Consider the following 15,387-nt stretch of genomic DNA (forward strand, 5'->3'; position numbering starts at 1 on the left):
GACGTGATACCGCAGTATTTAGTTGATTTTGATCTGCAGCAATTACCGGCAGTAGAGACGGATGTGATCGTAATTGGCTCTGGTATTGCCGGATTATATACAGCGATTGAAGCGGGTGCTGACCGCAGCGTATTGCTCATTACTAAAAAATCATTAATGGAAAGCAACACACGTTATGCCCAAGGAGGCATAGCGGCTGTGACAGCTGAGGACGACTCCCCTGCATATCACCGGCATGATACGCTTCTGGCCGGTGCCGGTTTATGTTCTTCCGGTGCCGTGGATGCGTTGGTTCATGAAGGTCCGGCTGGTGTGCAGGAGTTGATCCGGTTAGGCACCATATTTGATGTGGAAGATGGTGAGCTCGCATTGACGAAGGAGGGTGCGCATAGCCACAGGCGCATTTTACATGCGAATGGGGATGCAACCGGCTATGAAATTGTGCGTTCACTTTCCCATCAGGTAGAGCAGCATCACAATATAACGGTGTGGGATGATCATTTTGTGATTGATCTGGTTACACAGGATAATGAATGTCTCGGTGTGCTGGTACAGATGCCGGACGGAAGCCGTGTGTTTGTACGAGGGCAGGCAACCGTGTTATGCTCCGGTGGGGCCGGTCAGCTGTACCGCTATACAACCAATCCTGAGGTTGCAACAGGAGACGGGGTTGCTATGGCATATCGTGCAGGTGCTGAGATCAGGGATATGGAGTTTATCCAATTCCATCCGACCGCGCTTAGCTATTCAGGAGCACCCCGTTTTTTAATTTCTGAAGCGGTACGGGGTGAAGGGGCTTACTTGCGGAATATTAAAGGTGAACGCTTTATGGAGCGATATCATGAATTACTCGAACTTGCCCCACGTGATATCGTGGCTAGAGCGATCGTAAGTGAAATGGAAGAGACCCGCTCCACATTTGTCTATCTTGATATTACGCATGAGTCACCTGAAATGGTGAAGCGCCGCTTTCCGACGATTTATGAAACCTGTATGCGCTATGGACTGGATTTAACGACAGATTGGATTCCCGTATCTCCGGCAGCGCATTATATGATGGGTGGCGTGAAGACCACCTTATATGGGGAGACCAGTATACTCCGTCTTTTCGCTTGTGGTGAAGTTTCATCCACGGGTGTACATGGGGCGAATCGGCTGGCAAGCAACTCCTTGTCGGAAGCCCTTGTTTATGGACGAAGAATTGTGGAGCGGATCAGACAGCTGCCCCTGAGTTCTCCGGATCCAGTTCCCGTGTCTTTTAGCTTAAATCGTAAAGAGTCCCCTTCGCAGCCGATTGTGGAACGCCGGTTAAAGCTGCAAAAAGTGATGGTCAGGTATGCAGGACTTCGGCGCAGCAAGGATACACTGCTCCGGGCATTAGATGACTTAAACCGCCAGCTGCCCCTGTTCCACTCTGTGTTGACGAGACGGGAAGAATATGAGTTCGCGAATATGCTCACCAGCTCCCTGTTAGTGATCCAGGCTGCGCTGCAGCGTGAAGAGAGTCGGGGGGCTCACTACCGTGAGGATTTTCCGATGCGGGATAATGAAGGCTGGCGCAAGCATATTATTCATACTCGTGATCAAGGGATGACGGAGGAATACAGTGATGATGTTTAACGGATATAATGAAAGCTTAGCAGAGAATATTCGGAATTGGCTGCGTGAGGATATTGGATCAGGGGATATTACGTCGCTATCGACGATTCCAGAGGGGCATGAATCGAAAGGGATTATCCATGCTAAAGAAGGCGGCATTGCAGCGGGTATGCCGGTGGCTGAGCTTGTCTTTCAGATTGTGGATAAGAACCTGATCTTTAAAGCCCATGTCAAGGATGGCGAACGGGTGAACAAGGGAGATATTCTGGCAGAGGTTGAGGGCAGTACACACCGGATTTTGACCGGGGAGCGGTTGGCCCTTAATCTCTTGCAGCGCTTATCTGGTATAGCCACAAGGACGCAGGCTTATGTGGATGCCCTTGAAGGCCTCCCAACCAGACTGGTGGATACGCGTAAAACAACACCGGGTCACCGGATGCTGGAGAAATACGCAGTTCGTGTCGGTGGGGGAGCTAACCACCGTTTCGGTTTATATGATGCGGTAATGATCAAGGATAATCATATCAAGGGAGCGGGCGGCATTGCTCAGGCAGTGAGCAGAGCACGGAATCAGATTCCGCACACCATGAAGATTGAAGTGGAAACCGAGTCTCTGGCTCAAATTGACGAGGCACTAACCGCTGGTGCTGATATTATTATGCTCGATAATATGGACCCTGTGATGATGGCGGAGGCTGTAAAGCGGATTAAGGCGGTTTCTCCGCATGTGACGACAGAAGCCTCCGGCAATGTTACACTTGAAACGGTGCGGACAATAGCCATGACGGGCGTCGATGTTATTTCTGTAGGCCGATTGACGTATTCTTTTAACAGCTTGGACATCAGCTTAGACTTAAACGCCAAGAAAGGAGGCGGAGCATCATGATTTTGGTTGTAGATGTTGGGAACACGAATATCGTGTTAGGTATTTATCAAGGCAAGGGGCTTCTCCATCACTTTCGGATCAGTACCTCGCGTCAATCTACGGTAGATGAGTACGGAGTGTTAATTCATAATCTGTTTCAAATGTCCGATATTTTGGTAAGCGAAATAGAAGGAGTTATCGTTTCTTCTGTTGTTCCTCCTTTGGTGGGCGTGGTGGAAGAAATGTGCCTGAAATATATTAAGAAAACTCCGTATATAGTAGGCCCGGGAATAAAAACAGGGCTGAACCTTCGTTATGAGAATCCGAGGGAGGTTGGTGCTGACCGTATTGTAAATGCAGTGGCGGCTGTAGATAAGTACGGCGGCCCTCTCATTGTCGTGGACTTTGGAACTGCCACTACATTTGACTGCATCGATAACCAGGGGAATTATCTCGGAGGGGCAATTGTGCCAGGCATTGGCATCGCTGCTGAAGCACTTGTTCAGCGGGCTTCGAAACTTCCGCGGATTGAGCTCGAGAAGCCGAAAAAGGTCATCGGCCGCAATACGGTTCACGCCATGCAGGCGGGCATTATTTTTGGTTATGCGGGCCAGGTGGACGGCCTTGTGAAGCGTATTAAAGCAGAGATGGGTTCGGATGATGTGAAGGTGATCGCAACCGGGGGATTAGCAGAGCTGATCGCAAGCGAAACAGATTCGATTGATGAGATTGACTCGATGCTTACTCTGGAAGGTCTGCGGATCATTTATGAACGAAATTAACTGGAATTTAAATTTTATGGTAATCTGATCAAACAAATGACGGATTATAGAGTTATATATGATGAGGGTTTTACACATGCTTTTACAACAAGAAAGACAAGGAGGCTGTAAGATGGACAAACATAAAGACCGTATACTCCGGGGAACGGCAATGGAAGGCAAGGTTAGAGCTTTTGCCGTGCGAACCACGAACCTGGTCGAGGAATTACGGCGCAGACATGATACATTTCCCGTCGTAACAGCCGCTTTAGGACGTACCGTCTCGGTTGCTGCAATGATGGGTGCGATGCTGAAAGGGGAAGAGCGTCTTAGCATTCAGGTACGCGGTGACGGCCCGATTGGTCTAATCGCAGCGGAAGCCAATGCGCATGGAGAAGTACGAGGCTACGTGAATAACCCTCATGTCGAGATGACAAACATCCGCCCGGGCAAAATGAATGTGGCTGCAGCCGTAGGAACCTCTGGCTATATCCATGTGACTAAGGATTTGGGGCTGAAGGAGCCGTACCGTGGAAGTGTCCCGATTATTTCTGGTGAATTAGCCGAAGATTTTACCTATTATTTTGCCGTGTCGGAACAGACGAATTCTGCGGTTAGTCTTGGTGTTCTGGTAGCTCCTGATTATACGGTAGCGAATGCAGGCGGCTTTATTATTCAGTTGATGCCGGGTGTGACAGACGAGGAAATTACGGAACTGGAAAAGACGCTAAGCGAGATTCCGCCGGTGACAACGCTGCTTGAAGAAGGGCTTGAACTGGAGGATATTTTGCGGCGGATTCTGCCTGATGTGACGATCTTGGAAGAGACAGAAGTACATTTCCATTGTGACTGCTCTCATGAACGTGTAGAACGCGCACTGATCAGCATGGGGCAGGCGGAGCTGGAGAAGTTAATTCAAGAGGACAAAAAGGCTGAGGTTACCTGCCATTTTTGCAATGAGGTATACACATATGACGAAGAGCAGTTGAAATCCGTGTTGGCACAGGCCAAATCTTAACGTATTGGGATGAACAGCCGTATGACGAGACAAGAGAAGGGACTATGGGTAACCGTCGTTGTCTTGACTGCAGGTGTGTTATTTATGGGGAGCTGGATACTGTTCTCCGGGGCTGTATTTCAGGATGGGAAAAAAACATCGAAAGATACCCCTTCTGTGGTCGCATCTGTCCAAGACATGCCGATTACAGAGGAAGAATGGACTAGTGAACTTAAGAAAAGGTACGGCAGCGAAGTGTTGATGACCATGATGAATCGTCAGGTGGTCGAGCTGGAGGCTGCGGCTGCAGGCATTACAGTCACTCCTCAAGAAATCGATCAGGAACTGGAACGGACAAGCCAGGGATATGAATCAAAGGAGATATTCCTGCAGGAAATGGAGCAGCAGCTTGGGCTTACTGAAGAACTGCTCAGGGCAGAAACGAGTTACCGACTTACCTTGGAAAAAATAGCGACAGCTAACGTTAAAGTGAGTGACGCCGAAATAGATCAATACCTCGAGCAGCATCCGGATCAATTCAGCCCCAAGAAGCAGCTGAAACTATCCATCATCAAGGTGGAAGAGGAATGGGAAGCGGAAAAGGTACTGGATCGATTGGAGAATGGTGAGGATTTTGCCTCTCTTGCTGAAGAGGTTTCAATTGATGAATATACCCGCGAAAATGGAGGCTACCTGGGATTCGTAGAAGAAGATGATCCCTTTCAGCCGGAGGCATTGATGGAGATGGCTTTATCCTTGAATAAAGGAGATATTGCTGGACCGGTACAGCTTGATGACAGCTATGGCATTGTTTATGTTCAGGATATTCAGGTTCCTGACAAGGTGGATGACCATCACATTCGGGAAACGGTACGTAAACAGCTTGCGCTGGAGCAATCGGTTTCACTCTCTGAACTTGAGAGCCAGCTGCGTGATAAATACAAAGCGCGCATGATGGCTGGAATCCCTTCAGAGCAGCATAATAATTAATAAAACAGGCCTTTGCAGCAGAGTGATTCCCTTGCTGCAAAGGCCTGTTTTTCATAGGAAACACTGTTCCGCCCCGATTTAAATGAATGCTGGCTCTGGTTATTGACAAGGAGTTATAACGTTGATAAGATGATGTTATAAAACCTACCGAAATACTCGGATATTTAGAGGGCATATATTGAACCGTTTATTCGGTTCGATAGATCTTTTTCAATCATACAACCAGATAACTGGATATCGATCCACCGTAAACCGTTAAACGAATCCAAGGAGGGCTTCCTAATGGCTAAAGTAGTAAACAGTGTAACAGAATTGATCGGCGGCACACCGCTTGTCCGTCTGAATCGAATTGTACCGGAGGACAGCGCAGAAATTTACTTGAAGCTGGAGTACCAGAACCCGGGTTCCAGCGTGAAGGACCGGATCGCGATCAGCATTGTGGAGGAAGCGGAGAAGGAAGGCCGGCTGAAACCAGGCGATACGATTATTGAAGCAACCAGCGGCAACACAGGAATCGGGCTTGCTATGGTAGCTGCAGCGAAAGGATACAAGGCGGTTATCGTTATGCCGGAAACGATGAGCTTGGAGCGTCGCAACCTGCTTCGTGCTTACGGAGCGGAGCTGGTTCTTACGCCAGGAGCGGAGGGTATGAACGGAGCGGTGAAGAAGGCGGAGGAAATTATGAAAGAAAACTCCGGATTCTTTATGGCAGAGCAGTTTAAGAACCTGGCTAATGTGAAGATCCACCGGGAAACCACAGGTCCTGAAATCGTTGAAGCGATACAATCCATTGGCGGAACGCTGGATGCTTTCGTTGCTGGAATTGGAACAGGCGGTACGATTACAGGTGCTGGCGAAGTTCTGAAGGAAGCATTTGAAGACATTAAGATCTATGCTGTTGAGCCGGCAGCTTCCCCAATCTTGGCAGGCGGGAAACCGGGTCCGCATAAGATTCAGGGGATCGGCGCGAATTTTGTACCAGAAATTCTGAATCAAGAGATCTATGATGAAATCATTCATGTTGAGAATGAGGATGCTTTCGAGACGGCACGGCGTGTGGCGAAGGAGGAAGGCATTCTGGCGGGAATCTCTTCTGGCGCAGCAGTTCAGGCGGCATTAAAGGTTGCAAAAGGGCTTGGTAAAGGTAAACGTGTTGTGGCCATCATTCCTAGTAACGGGGAACGTTACCTGAGCACGCCGCTGTACAATTTTGAGGCTTAATCTTGATTTATTATTAATTTAAACATACGGCCTTCAATGTATTATGCATTGAAGGCTTTTTCTGTTGGAATGAAGGTTCTGCCTGCCTGGCTTGTATTTGCCTCAAATTAATTGCGGGGGAAGGCGGTTTCGGGGTTTTCAAGTAGGGCAGGATACAGTATACTGACATGCAACAGAACAGGCTTATACGCTTATACGGATGAAGGAGGACACGCATGGACAGAAGGATAGAGCTGGCTCAGTGGATGGAATGGGTGAGAGAGGGCTGGTCCGTGCTGCCTTATATAATTCAATATCAGGGGTGGGCGAAAGGATTGCCTGCAACCTGGGAGAAAGCATGGAAGGCTGCTTCACCCTATGCATTCGTGCTTGAAAGCGGAAAGGGAGGAAGGTACACCTACCTGGGTTTGAATCCTGTGTCCGTCTTAACGGGGAAAGGATTGCAAGGCGAGATCACAGATCTTCAGACTGGGGAGATCACGAAGGCGGAAGGCAAACCACTGGAGCTTTTGAAGAACTGGATGGGAGAAATGCGCTCGCCACGTGTAACAGGATGGCCAGACTTTCGCGGGGGTTGTGCAGGCTTTCTAGGATATGATGTCATCCGCTCACTTGAAGAGCTGCCTGTATTGGCACAGGATGATGCCGGCTTTCCGGATTACCTCTGGATGCGGATGGAGGAGGTCTGGATCTACGATCATGAACTTCAGACCGTCTATTGTGCGGTGCATACACCCTGGAACCAAACAGAGAGCAGCATCCCTGCTGAAAAAGATCTTGGGAGACTTTACATGGAAGCGGCAGCAAGAGCTACCCGTATGATGGAGCAGTGGGACGATATACTTGGTGCGAATGAGGATGAGATGGTGCGGGCAGAGGAGAGACGGCGCTTGCTGGCCAGGCAGGAAAGAGCAGCTTCTCTAGCAGGTCCCGATGTAGAGGAATGGGATCGGTTGACGATTGATTTTTCTCAGGAGAACTTTGAGCGGGCTGTGCTTTCGATTCAGGAGTATATTCGTCAGGGGGATGTTTTTCAGGTCAATTTGTCGTTACGACGACATTTGAAGCTGCATGCTGATCCTGCGGATGTCTATGAGTGGCTGCGTCTTCTGAATCCTTCACCATACATGGGATATATCAAATCCCCTAAGTTTGCACTTGCAAGCGGATCTCCAGAGTTGTTAATCAAGCTGAATGGGAATAAGGTCTCCGCAAGACCTATCGCTGGAACGCGCAGACGGGGAGCAGGACCGGAAGAGGATTCGGTAATGGAAGCTGAGTTAACCGGTAACGAAAAGGAACGGGCAGAGCATATTATGCTTGTCGATCTCGAACGTAATGATATCGGTCGAATTGCAGCATATGGCACCGTACATGTACCTGAGCTGATGACCGTAGAGCGTTATTCTCATGTGATGCATCTTGTCTCCCAGGTGGAGGGACAGCTGGCGGAAGGTAAAGAGGTGTACGACGTGATTGCAGCAACCTTTCCTGGCGGAACGATCACAGGCGCTCCCAAGATCCGAACGATGGAGATTATTGAAGAGCTGGAGCCGGTTACAAGAGGCCCGTATACGGGATCGATGGGATGGATCGATCATAACGGGGATATGGAGTTGAATATTATTATTCGCACGCTGGCCGTTCAGGATGGGACCGGATATATTCAGGCTGGTGCAGGTATTGTGATTGATTCTAATCCTTATCGCGAATACCGGGAGTGTCATAATAAAGCCAAGGCACTTATTGCCGCGGTGATGTGCAGTGAAGAGGAGGCCGCAGCAGCGGCTGTACAATAGGGGGAGTAAACAATGATTCTCGTGATCGATAATTATGATTCATTTACTTATAATCTCGTGCAGTATTTAGGGGAGCTAGGTGAAGAGGTAAAGGTGTTTAGAAATGATGAAATCGACATTGCGGGGATCGAGGAGCTGGCACCGGATCATATTCTGATCTCACCGGGTCCGTGTACCCCGAATGAAGCGGGAATCAGCTTGATGGTTATTGACCATTTTAAAGGGAGCATCCCAATCCTTGGGGTATGTCTCGGTCACCAGGCGATCGGGCAAGCCTTTGGAGGTAACGTTGTTCGCGCGGAACGTCTTATGCACGGAAAAACCTCACCGATTCACCACTTGGGGACATCGGTATTTGAAGGATTACCTAATCCCGTTACAGCTACACGCTATCATAGCCTTCTTGTAGACAGAGAAAGCCTGCCCGATTGTCTTGAAATAACAGCATGGACGGCAGAGGGCGAGATCATGGGGCTTCGGCATAAGGAGTACGCTATTGAGGGTGTACAGTTCCACCCGGAATCGATAATTACGGATCATGGTCATCGGATGCTTCAAAGCTTTCTGAAACGCACTGCGGGAGCGAAAGCATGAGATTTATGGGAGTGAACGGCCGTGTTGTAGACACGGCCAAGGCTGTGGTGTCCGCTATGGATCACGGCCTTTTATATGGAATAGGGTTGTTTGAGACGTTTCGGACTTATCACAGCAATCCTTTTTTATTGGACCGCCATCTAAATCGGCTTGCTGAAGGCTGCAGCGTGCTTGGAATTAACTATAAGCAGGACACGGAATATATGATTAAGTGGATCACGGACCTGCTTACAGCTAATGGGCTTGAAGATGCATATATCCGCTATACGGTTACAGCAGGGGTTGAAGCGCTTGGTCTTCCTGCTGGTGATTATGCGAATAGAACGGAGCTTCTATATATGAAGCCGCTGCCGGTATTCTCACCTTCTTTATATACAGAAGGAAAGGCTCTGCAGCTGCTATCGACTCGGCGAAATACACCAGAGACGCCTGTACGGCTAAAGTCCCTTCACTATATGAACAACATTATGGCGAAACGTGAGCTGCAGTCTTATCCGGATGCCGTTCTGCTCGGGGCAGAGGGATTCATGCTGACAGCAAACGATGAATTAGCTGAAGGAATTGTGAGCAATCTCTTTTTTATGAAGGATGGCCGCTTGTTTACACCGGATGTAGGAACAGGCATCCTACCAGGCATAACCCGGGGGCTTGTCCTTGAACTGGCAGATGAGCTTGGCATTCCTGCTGAAGAGGGGCGATATACATGGGAGGAACTGCTAGCTGCAGATGAGATATTTACGACAGGCTCCGTACAGGAGCTTATGCCTGTAACGAGTCTGCTGCAGTCGGGTGAACAGCCGGTTACCGTCGGGAATGGTCTGGCCGGTCCCTTTACAGAGAGATTTATTAAAGCTTATCGACAGAAGGCAGGGGTATAGATGAAGACAACAATATATAAACAGACTTATCACTGCGGAGAAACAAAGCTTGAGCTGGGAACATCAACGCTTATTATGGGGATTCTGAACGTAACTCCGGATTCCTTTTCCGATGGCGGACGTTTTAATGATCCGGACCGGGCTGTAAAGCATGCTCTTCAACTGGCCGCGGAGGGTGCTGACATCATTGATATCGGGGGAGAATCTACAAGACCCGGCCACGAAAGAGTAAGTGCTGATGAAGAGTTAGCCCGCGTGATACCGGTTATAGAAGCCATACACCGCGAAGCGCCGCATATCCCGCTTTCCATTGATACATATAAGGCGGAGGTTGCTCGTCAGGCGATTGAAGCCGGTGCCCACATCATTAATGATGTGTGGGGGTTTAAGGAAGACCCGGATATGGCCGGTGTTGCGGCTGCTTTGGATTGTCCGGTCATTCTTATGCATAACCGTAAGGATCGGGATTATACCAGCCTTATTGAGGATATGAAGAAAGATCTTATGGAAAGTGTGAATATTGCACTTGAGGCAGGAGTGAAGAAAAGCCGTATTATTTTGGACCCGGGTATTGGCTTTGCGAAGGATTATGATGAGAACATGAAGGTTATGATGTCTTTGGATGAGCTGGTCGGTCTGGGATATCCGGTCTTGCTGGCCACTTCGCGCAAAAAATTCATCCGTACCGCGCTTGATCTCCCGGTGGATGATGTGGTGGAGGGTACTGCCGCTACCGTTGCTTTTGGAATTGCACAGGGCTGCCAATTGGTGCGGGTACATGATGTTATGCAAATGAAGCGAACGGTACGTATGTGTGATGCCATGCTGTATGCTTCGTCAGAATTGAAGCGGGTATAATGAATCAGGAAATCATGGAAGGGCGGATATGAGCAATGGACAAAATGATTTTGCGCGGAATGGAGTACTATGGATATCACGGCGTTTTTGCAGAAGAGAGAAAGCTGGGTCAGCGGTTTTATGTTGATCTTGAGCTGGAAATGGATTTAAGTAAAGCAGGAACCACAGATGATCTGACACAGACGGTAAATTATGCTGAGGTCCATGAGCTGCTGCAGGGAATCATGCGGACCGAGTCATTTAAGCTGATCGAAGCCTTAGCGGAGCATATTGCATCCAAGGTGCTTGACACTTATACTAGTATCGACGCTTTAACTGTAAAGCTGACTAAGCCACATCCTCCGTTTGACATTCATTTTGAAGGTGTTACTGTAGAGCTGCACCGGACCAGGAAGTGAGATACACAATGAATTCACAAGCTACCTCTGAGACATCAGAGGCTTATATTGCTTTAGGGGCCAATTTAGGTGACCGGGAAGCGACACTGATGGAAGCCTTGAAACTACTGGACGGACTGCAGGAAGTTAAGGTACTGCGCTGCTCCAACATATATGAGACGGAGCCTGTCGGTTATGCAGACCAGCCCATGTTTTTAAACATGGCTGCTGCGGTATCAACAACGCTTGATCCGCATTCTATTTTGGCTGAGATGCAGAAGATTGAACAGCGGCTCGGACGGGTGCGAAATATTCATAATGGTCCCCGTACGGTTGATCTCGACCTTCTCTGGATGGAAGGCTTGAGACTCGATACGCCGGAATTGATTCTTCCCCATCCACGTATGCTGGAGAGGGCTTTCGTATTAATGCCGCTAGCTGACATTGTTCCCGAAGAGGAACCCTCCGGCTTGTACACTACAGTTAAGAACGCGATTGGAAAACTGGATGGAAAGGAAGGAATACAGCTTTGGAGAACATGCGGCTGGCGCAGCGCATCCGAGCTTTTCGAAAGTTAAAAGGCCTTACTCAACAAGAGCTGGCAGCACGTGCAGATATTTCTTTAGCCGTACTCGGTGCGATTGAGCGCGGCAATCGACGTGCAGAGGAACAAATTTTAACTAAAATTGCGGATGCTTTGGACATTACTATACAGGAGCTTAAAGAACGTAATTGAGTGAATATAGATAAATAACGCATAAGGGAGTGAAAAAACATGCTGAAAATTGGAAATATCGAAATGAAGAACCAGGTTGTACTGGCTCCGATGGCCGGTGTATGCAATCCGGCTTTTCGTTTGATCGCCAAAGAGTTCGGTACAGGCCTTGTCTGTGCAGAAATGGTAAGCGGCAAAGCGATTGTTCACGGCAACAAGCGGACACAGGAAATGCTGTTTGTTGATGAACGCGAGAAACCGCTGAGTTTGCAGATATTTGGTGGAGACCGTGACTCTCTCGTGGAAGCGGCAAAAGTTGTCGATCAACAGACTAATGCAGACATTATTGATATCAATATGGGCTGCCCGGCTCCAAAGGTTACGAAGATGGATGCGGGGGCGCGCTGGCTGCTGGATTCGAATAAAATTTATGAAATGGTGTCTGCTGTTGTCGATGTCGTTAATAAACCGGTAACGGTAAAAATGCGTACAGGCTGGGACAGCGATCATATATATGCCGTTGAGAATGCACTGGCTGTGGAGCGTGCCGGAGGAAAAGCGGTCAGTGTCCATGGCCGGACCCGGGAGCAGCTGTATACCGGGCATGCGGATTGGGACATTATAAGACAGGTTAAGGAAGCTGTATCCATCCCTGTCATTGGTAACGGCGATGTCGTAACACCGGAAGATGCGAAGCGCATGCTTGCTGAGACGGGCTGCGACGGTGTCATGATCGGGCGCGGAGCGCTCGGCAACCCGTGGATGTTATACCAAACGGTCGAATACTTGAAAACAGGGGAGCTTCTTGATGAACCATCACCTCAAGAGAAAATCCGGATTGCCATCCTTCATATGGACCGACTGATTGCTCTTCGCGGTGAGGCTGTTGCGGTTCGGGAAATGAGAAAGCATCTGTCCTGGTATTTGAAGGGACTTAAGGGTTCTGCAAGGATTAAGGACATTATTATGGAAGAAACGAAGCGTGATGAGATGGTGAGTCTTTTGACGAACTTCGTCGACCAGCTGGAGACCACACAAAGTGAGGCAAAAAGCGCTTATCCGCAGGCTGCTTCTGCAATGTAGCAGGTAAAACGTCATCTTCATTTATGGCAAAAAATAGCGTTTTCATTTATGCGATTACGTTCATTGACTTTTTGAAATGGTTACCATATAATTTTTCAGTATAAATTCGCCTTGATATACAGCAAGCATCAGGGGGAGGGGTTCTGTTCCCCGAAGATTCGCATATAGTATGGTGGTATGGTGGTTTAAATTATCTACATGACAGGAGAATCGGTTGAGATGAGCGATAAAGAAGTCATTCTTACACAGGACGGTCTGAAGAAACTGGAGGACGAACTCGAGAATCTGAAGTCCGTTAAACGGCGTGAAGTCGCGGAGCGTATTAAGGTTGCCATCGGTTACGGTGACATCAGTGAGAACTCCGAATATGAAGACGCCAAGAACGAGCAAGCCTTTATCGAAGGCCGTATCATAACGCTGGAGAAAATGCTCCGTAACGCGCGTATCATCAATAACGACGATATTAATACTGAAATTGTAAGTGTCGGCAATACCGTCATTGTTGAGGATATGGAATTTGGTGATACAATGGAATATACCATTGTTGGTACAGCGGAATCCGATCCGCTTAACAATAAAATATCCAACGAGAGCCCTGTCGGCAAAGCGATTATTGGCAAGTCAAAAGGGTCAGTGGTTGATGTTAATGTACCGGCCGGCGTCATTCAATATAAAATCGTAGAAATTAAGAAGTAAGTTGGAATGGGCGTGGAAGCTTCCTTTGGGGGGCTTCTTTCGCTATTTGTATAGAGGACTGGTTAAGTCGCGTCCTTAGTTTTTATGTTGTTAAGTTGTTTGTACGGTCAAAGATAAATGGCCGAGAGAATGAAGGAGATGAACCCACAATGACGGAAGAAATAAACCATCAGGAACAAGAGCAGGAGCTAAGTGAATTATTGCAGATTCGCCGCAATAAATTGGACGAGCTCCGTAAATTAGGAATTGACCCGTTCGGTGGTAAGTATGAAAGAACACATAACGCCGGTGAAATTTTGAAGCAGTACGATGCCCTGACCAAAGAGGAACTGGAAGAGAAGCAGGTGGAAGTGAACCTGGCTGGCCGCATCATGGCTAAGCGCGGTATGGGTAAAGCGTCCTTTGCACATATTCAGGACCTTAGCGGCCGGATTCAGATTTATGTTCGCCAGGATTCCATTGCGGAAGAGAAGTATCAAGCATTCAGTATTTTGGATTTAGGAGATATCATCGGTGTGAGCGGTACGCTCTTCAAGACCAAAACCGGGGAAACTACCGTTAAAGTTAAGAATCTCGAGGTTCTTACGAAATCACTGTACCCTCTTCCTGAAAAGTTCCATGGACTAAAGGATGTAGAGCTTCGTTACCGTCAGCGTTATGTCGATCTCATCATAAATCCGGAAGTGCAGAAGACGTTCATCACCCGTTCCAAAATCATTCAGTCGATGCGCCGTTATCTGGATTCTCACGGCTATTTGGAAGTGGAAACACCGACCCTTCATGCTATTGCAGGGGGAGCAGCGGCCAAGCCGTTTATTACTCACCATAACGCGCTGGATATGGAGCTGTATATGCGTATTGCAATTGAGCTCCACTTGAAGCGTCTCATTGTAGGCGGTTTGGAGAAGGTATATGAAATCGGACGCGTTTATCGGAATGAAGGGATTTCGACACGTCATAATCCGGAATTTACAATGATAGAGCTATATGAAGCTTATGCGGATTACAAGGATATTATGGCTTTGACCGAAAATCTTGTTTCCCACGTTGCTCAAGAGGTTCTGGGAACTCAGGTAATCAACTATCAAGGTCATGAAATCAATCTGAAGCCTCAATGGCGCCGTGTATCTATGGTAGATGCGGTTAAGGAAGTAACGGGTGTAGACTTCGGTGTTCAAATGACGAACGAAGAAGCTCATGCTCTTGCAAAAGAACATAAAGTCCCAGTTGAGAAGCATATGACTTTCGGGCATATTCTGAATGCATTCTTTGAGCAGTTTGTAGAAGAGACACTGATCCAGCCGACGTTTGTAACCGGACATCCGGTTGAAATTTCTCCGCTGGCGAAGAAGAACGAGGAAGACCCTCGATTTACAGATCGTTTCGAGCTGTTTATCGTAGCGCGTGAGCATGCAAATGCATTCTCCGAGCTCAATGACCCGATCGATCAGCGTCAACGCTTTGAAAGCCAATTGAAAGAAAAAGAGCAAGGTAACGATGAAGCACATGAGATGGATGAAGACTTCCTGCGTGCGCTGGAGTATGGTATGCCACCTACAGGCGGCCTCGGCATCGGTATCGACCGTCTAATCATGCTGCTTACCAATGCTCCGTCAATCCGTGATGTACTGCTGTTCCCTCATATGCGGAACCGCACGCTGGATTAATAATATGAACATGGGAACGGTTTAAACGATGTACATCGCTTAAACTGTTCCTTTTTTTATATAGGGAATGACCTTAGAACCACATTCGGCGGAACAACAATGGATCAGTTATAGAGGTATGTAACTGCGACAAGATTATGTGATATTTTTCCAAAAAAAAGTTAGCTATTTAGGGTTGCAATATTGTATGAGTCCATGGTATATTATAAATCCGGCCGGGAGATACGGACGGCACACAATTAAGAGATAACAAGCTAGAATGAATTCGAAAAAAATAAATTCAAAAA

16 protein-coding genes are annotated in these 15,387 nt (G+C 48.0%); all 16 read left to right on the top strand.

Going from position 1 to position 15,387, the window contains the following annotated elements:
• The first annotated feature begins 3 nt into the window (after nucleotides 1-3).
• The 16 genes from nadB (at nucleotide 4) to lysS (ending at nucleotide 15,100) form a co-directional block, all read left to right on the top strand.
• Nucleotides 4-1,620, top strand: a complete 1,617-nt coding sequence (gene nadB, locus BN1234_RS11135) for an L-aspartate oxidase (RefSeq protein ID WP_054956738.1) — start codon at nucleotides 4-6, stop codon at nucleotides 1,618-1,620.
• Nucleotides 1,610-2,485, top strand: a complete 876-nt coding sequence (gene nadC / locus BN1234_RS11140) for a carboxylating nicotinate-nucleotide diphosphorylase (RefSeq protein ID WP_054956739.1) — start codon at nucleotides 1,610-1,612, stop codon at nucleotides 2,483-2,485. The genes nadB and nadC overlap by 11 nt, the downstream gene beginning before the upstream one ends.
• On the top strand, nucleotides 2,482-3,246 hold the full coding sequence (locus BN1234_RS11145) for a type III pantothenate kinase (protein ID WP_054956740.1): 765 nt from the start codon (nucleotides 2,482-2,484) through the stop codon (nucleotides 3,244-3,246). The genes nadC and BN1234_RS11145 overlap by 4 nt, the downstream gene beginning before the upstream one ends.
• A 112-nt stretch (nucleotides 3,247-3,358) precedes the next feature.
• Nucleotides 3,359-4,243, top strand: a complete 885-nt coding sequence (gene hslO / locus BN1234_RS11150; protein WP_054956741.1) for an Hsp33 family molecular chaperone HslO — start codon at nucleotides 3,359-3,361, stop codon at nucleotides 4,241-4,243.
• Nucleotides 4,244-4,264: 21 nt separating this feature from the next.
• Nucleotides 4,265-5,212, top strand: a complete 948-nt coding sequence (locus BN1234_RS11155) for a peptidyl-prolyl cis-trans isomerase (protein ID WP_054956742.1) — start codon at nucleotides 4,265-4,267, stop codon at nucleotides 5,210-5,212.
• A 282-nt stretch (nucleotides 5,213-5,494) separates the two neighbouring features.
• A complete protein-coding gene (cysK, locus tag BN1234_RS11160) occupies nucleotides 5,495-6,433 on the top strand; it encodes a cysteine synthase A (RefSeq protein ID WP_054956743.1) in 939 nt (312 codons plus the stop codon).
• 215 nt (nucleotides 6,434-6,648) lie between these two features.
• Complete coding sequence (locus BN1234_RS11165; protein WP_054956744.1) at nucleotides 6,649-8,232, top strand: anthranilate synthase component I family protein; 1,584 nt, start codon at nucleotides 6,649-6,651, stop codon at nucleotides 8,230-8,232.
• Between the two features lie 12 nt (nucleotides 8,233-8,244).
• Nucleotides 8,245-8,826, top strand: coding sequence for an aminodeoxychorismate/anthranilate synthase component II (gene pabA / locus BN1234_RS11170; protein WP_054956745.1), 582 nt, complete (start codon nucleotides 8,245-8,247; stop codon nucleotides 8,824-8,826).
• Entirely contained in the window at nucleotides 8,823-9,704 is an 882-nt protein-coding gene (locus tag BN1234_RS11175) for an aminotransferase class IV (protein ID WP_054956746.1), read from the top strand. Before pabA ends, BN1234_RS11175 begins: the two co-directional genes overlap by 4 nt.
• Entirely contained in the window at nucleotides 9,705-10,562 is an 858-nt protein-coding gene (folP, locus tag BN1234_RS11180) for a dihydropteroate synthase (protein ID WP_054956747.1), read from the top strand.
• A 35-nt stretch (nucleotides 10,563-10,597) separates the two neighbouring features.
• The gene (gene folB / locus BN1234_RS11185; protein WP_054956748.1) at nucleotides 10,598-10,960 is read left to right on the top strand and encodes a dihydroneopterin aldolase; all 363 of its coding nucleotides are present in this window, start codon (nucleotides 10,598-10,600) and stop codon (nucleotides 10,958-10,960) included.
• An 8-nt stretch (nucleotides 10,961-10,968) separates the two neighbouring features.
• Nucleotides 10,969-11,517, top strand: coding sequence for a 2-amino-4-hydroxy-6-hydroxymethyldihydropteridine diphosphokinase (gene folK, locus BN1234_RS11190; protein WP_054956749.1), 549 nt, complete (start codon nucleotides 10,969-10,971; stop codon nucleotides 11,515-11,517).
• Nucleotides 11,469-11,675: a helix-turn-helix domain-containing protein gene (locus BN1234_RS11195; RefSeq protein ID WP_054956750.1), complete on the top strand. Its 207-nt coding sequence runs from the start codon at nucleotides 11,469-11,471 to the stop codon at nucleotides 11,673-11,675. Before folK ends, BN1234_RS11195 begins: the two co-directional genes overlap by 49 nt.
• A 39-nt stretch (nucleotides 11,676-11,714) precedes the next feature.
• A complete protein-coding gene (gene dusB / locus BN1234_RS11200) occupies nucleotides 11,715-12,737 on the top strand; it encodes a tRNA dihydrouridine synthase DusB (protein ID WP_054956751.1) in 1,023 nt (340 codons plus the stop codon).
• Nucleotides 12,738-12,956: 219 nt separating this feature from the next.
• The gene (greA, locus tag BN1234_RS11205) at nucleotides 12,957-13,433 is read left to right on the top strand and encodes a transcription elongation factor GreA (protein WP_054956752.1); all 477 of its coding nucleotides are present in this window, start codon (nucleotides 12,957-12,959) and stop codon (nucleotides 13,431-13,433) included.
• 149 nt (nucleotides 13,434-13,582) lie between these two features.
• Complete coding sequence (gene lysS / locus BN1234_RS11210; RefSeq protein ID WP_054956753.1) at nucleotides 13,583-15,100, top strand: lysine--tRNA ligase; 1,518 nt, start codon at nucleotides 13,583-13,585, stop codon at nucleotides 15,098-15,100.
• The last annotated feature ends 287 nt before the right edge of the window (nucleotides 15,101-15,387 follow it).

This window comes from Paenibacillus dakarensis (genome assembly GCF_001373415.1).
Lineage (GTDB): Bacteria > Bacillota > Bacilli > Paenibacillales > Paenibacillaceae > Paenibacillus_AQ > Paenibacillus_AQ dakarensis.

Bases quoted from the DNA above. Each gene is read 5' to 3' on its own strand.
- greA (WP_054956752.1), top strand. From the start codon at position 12,957: ATGAGCGATAAAGAAGTCATTCTTACACAGGACGGTCTGAAGAAACTG.
- BN1234_RS11165 (WP_054956744.1), top strand. From the start codon at position 6,649: ATGGACAGAAGGATAGAGCTGGCTCAGTGGATGGAATGGGTGAGAGAG.
- hslO (WP_054956741.1), top strand. From the start codon at position 3,359: ATGGACAAACATAAAGACCGTATACTCCGGGGAACGGCAATGGAAGGC.
- folK (WP_054956749.1), top strand. From the start codon at position 10,969: ATGAATTCACAAGCTACCTCTGAGACATCAGAGGCTTATATTGCTTTA.
- dusB (WP_054956751.1), top strand. From the start codon at position 11,715: ATGCTGAAAATTGGAAATATCGAAATGAAGAACCAGGTTGTACTGGCT.
- BN1234_RS11155 (WP_054956742.1), top strand. From the start codon at position 4,265: ATGACGAGACAAGAGAAGGGACTATGGGTAACCGTCGTTGTCTTGACT.
- pabA (WP_054956745.1), top strand. From the start codon at position 8,245: ATGATTCTCGTGATCGATAATTATGATTCATTTACTTATAATCTCGTG.
- BN1234_RS11145 (WP_054956740.1), top strand. From the start codon at position 2,482: ATGATTTTGGTTGTAGATGTTGGGAACACGAATATCGTGTTAGGTATT.
- folB (WP_054956748.1), top strand. From the start codon at position 10,598: ATGGACAAAATGATTTTGCGCGGAATGGAGTACTATGGATATCACGGC.
- lysS (WP_054956753.1), top strand. From the start codon at position 13,583: ATGACGGAAGAAATAAACCATCAGGAACAAGAGCAGGAGCTAAGTGAA.
- cysK (WP_054956743.1), top strand. From the start codon at position 5,495: ATGGCTAAAGTAGTAAACAGTGTAACAGAATTGATCGGCGGCACACCG.
- BN1234_RS11175 (WP_054956746.1), top strand. From the start codon at position 8,823: ATGAGATTTATGGGAGTGAACGGCCGTGTTGTAGACACGGCCAAGGCT.
- folP (WP_054956747.1), top strand. From the start codon at position 9,705: ATGAAGACAACAATATATAAACAGACTTATCACTGCGGAGAAACAAAG.
- nadC (WP_054956739.1), top strand. From the start codon at position 1,610: ATGATGTTTAACGGATATAATGAAAGCTTAGCAGAGAATATTCGGAAT.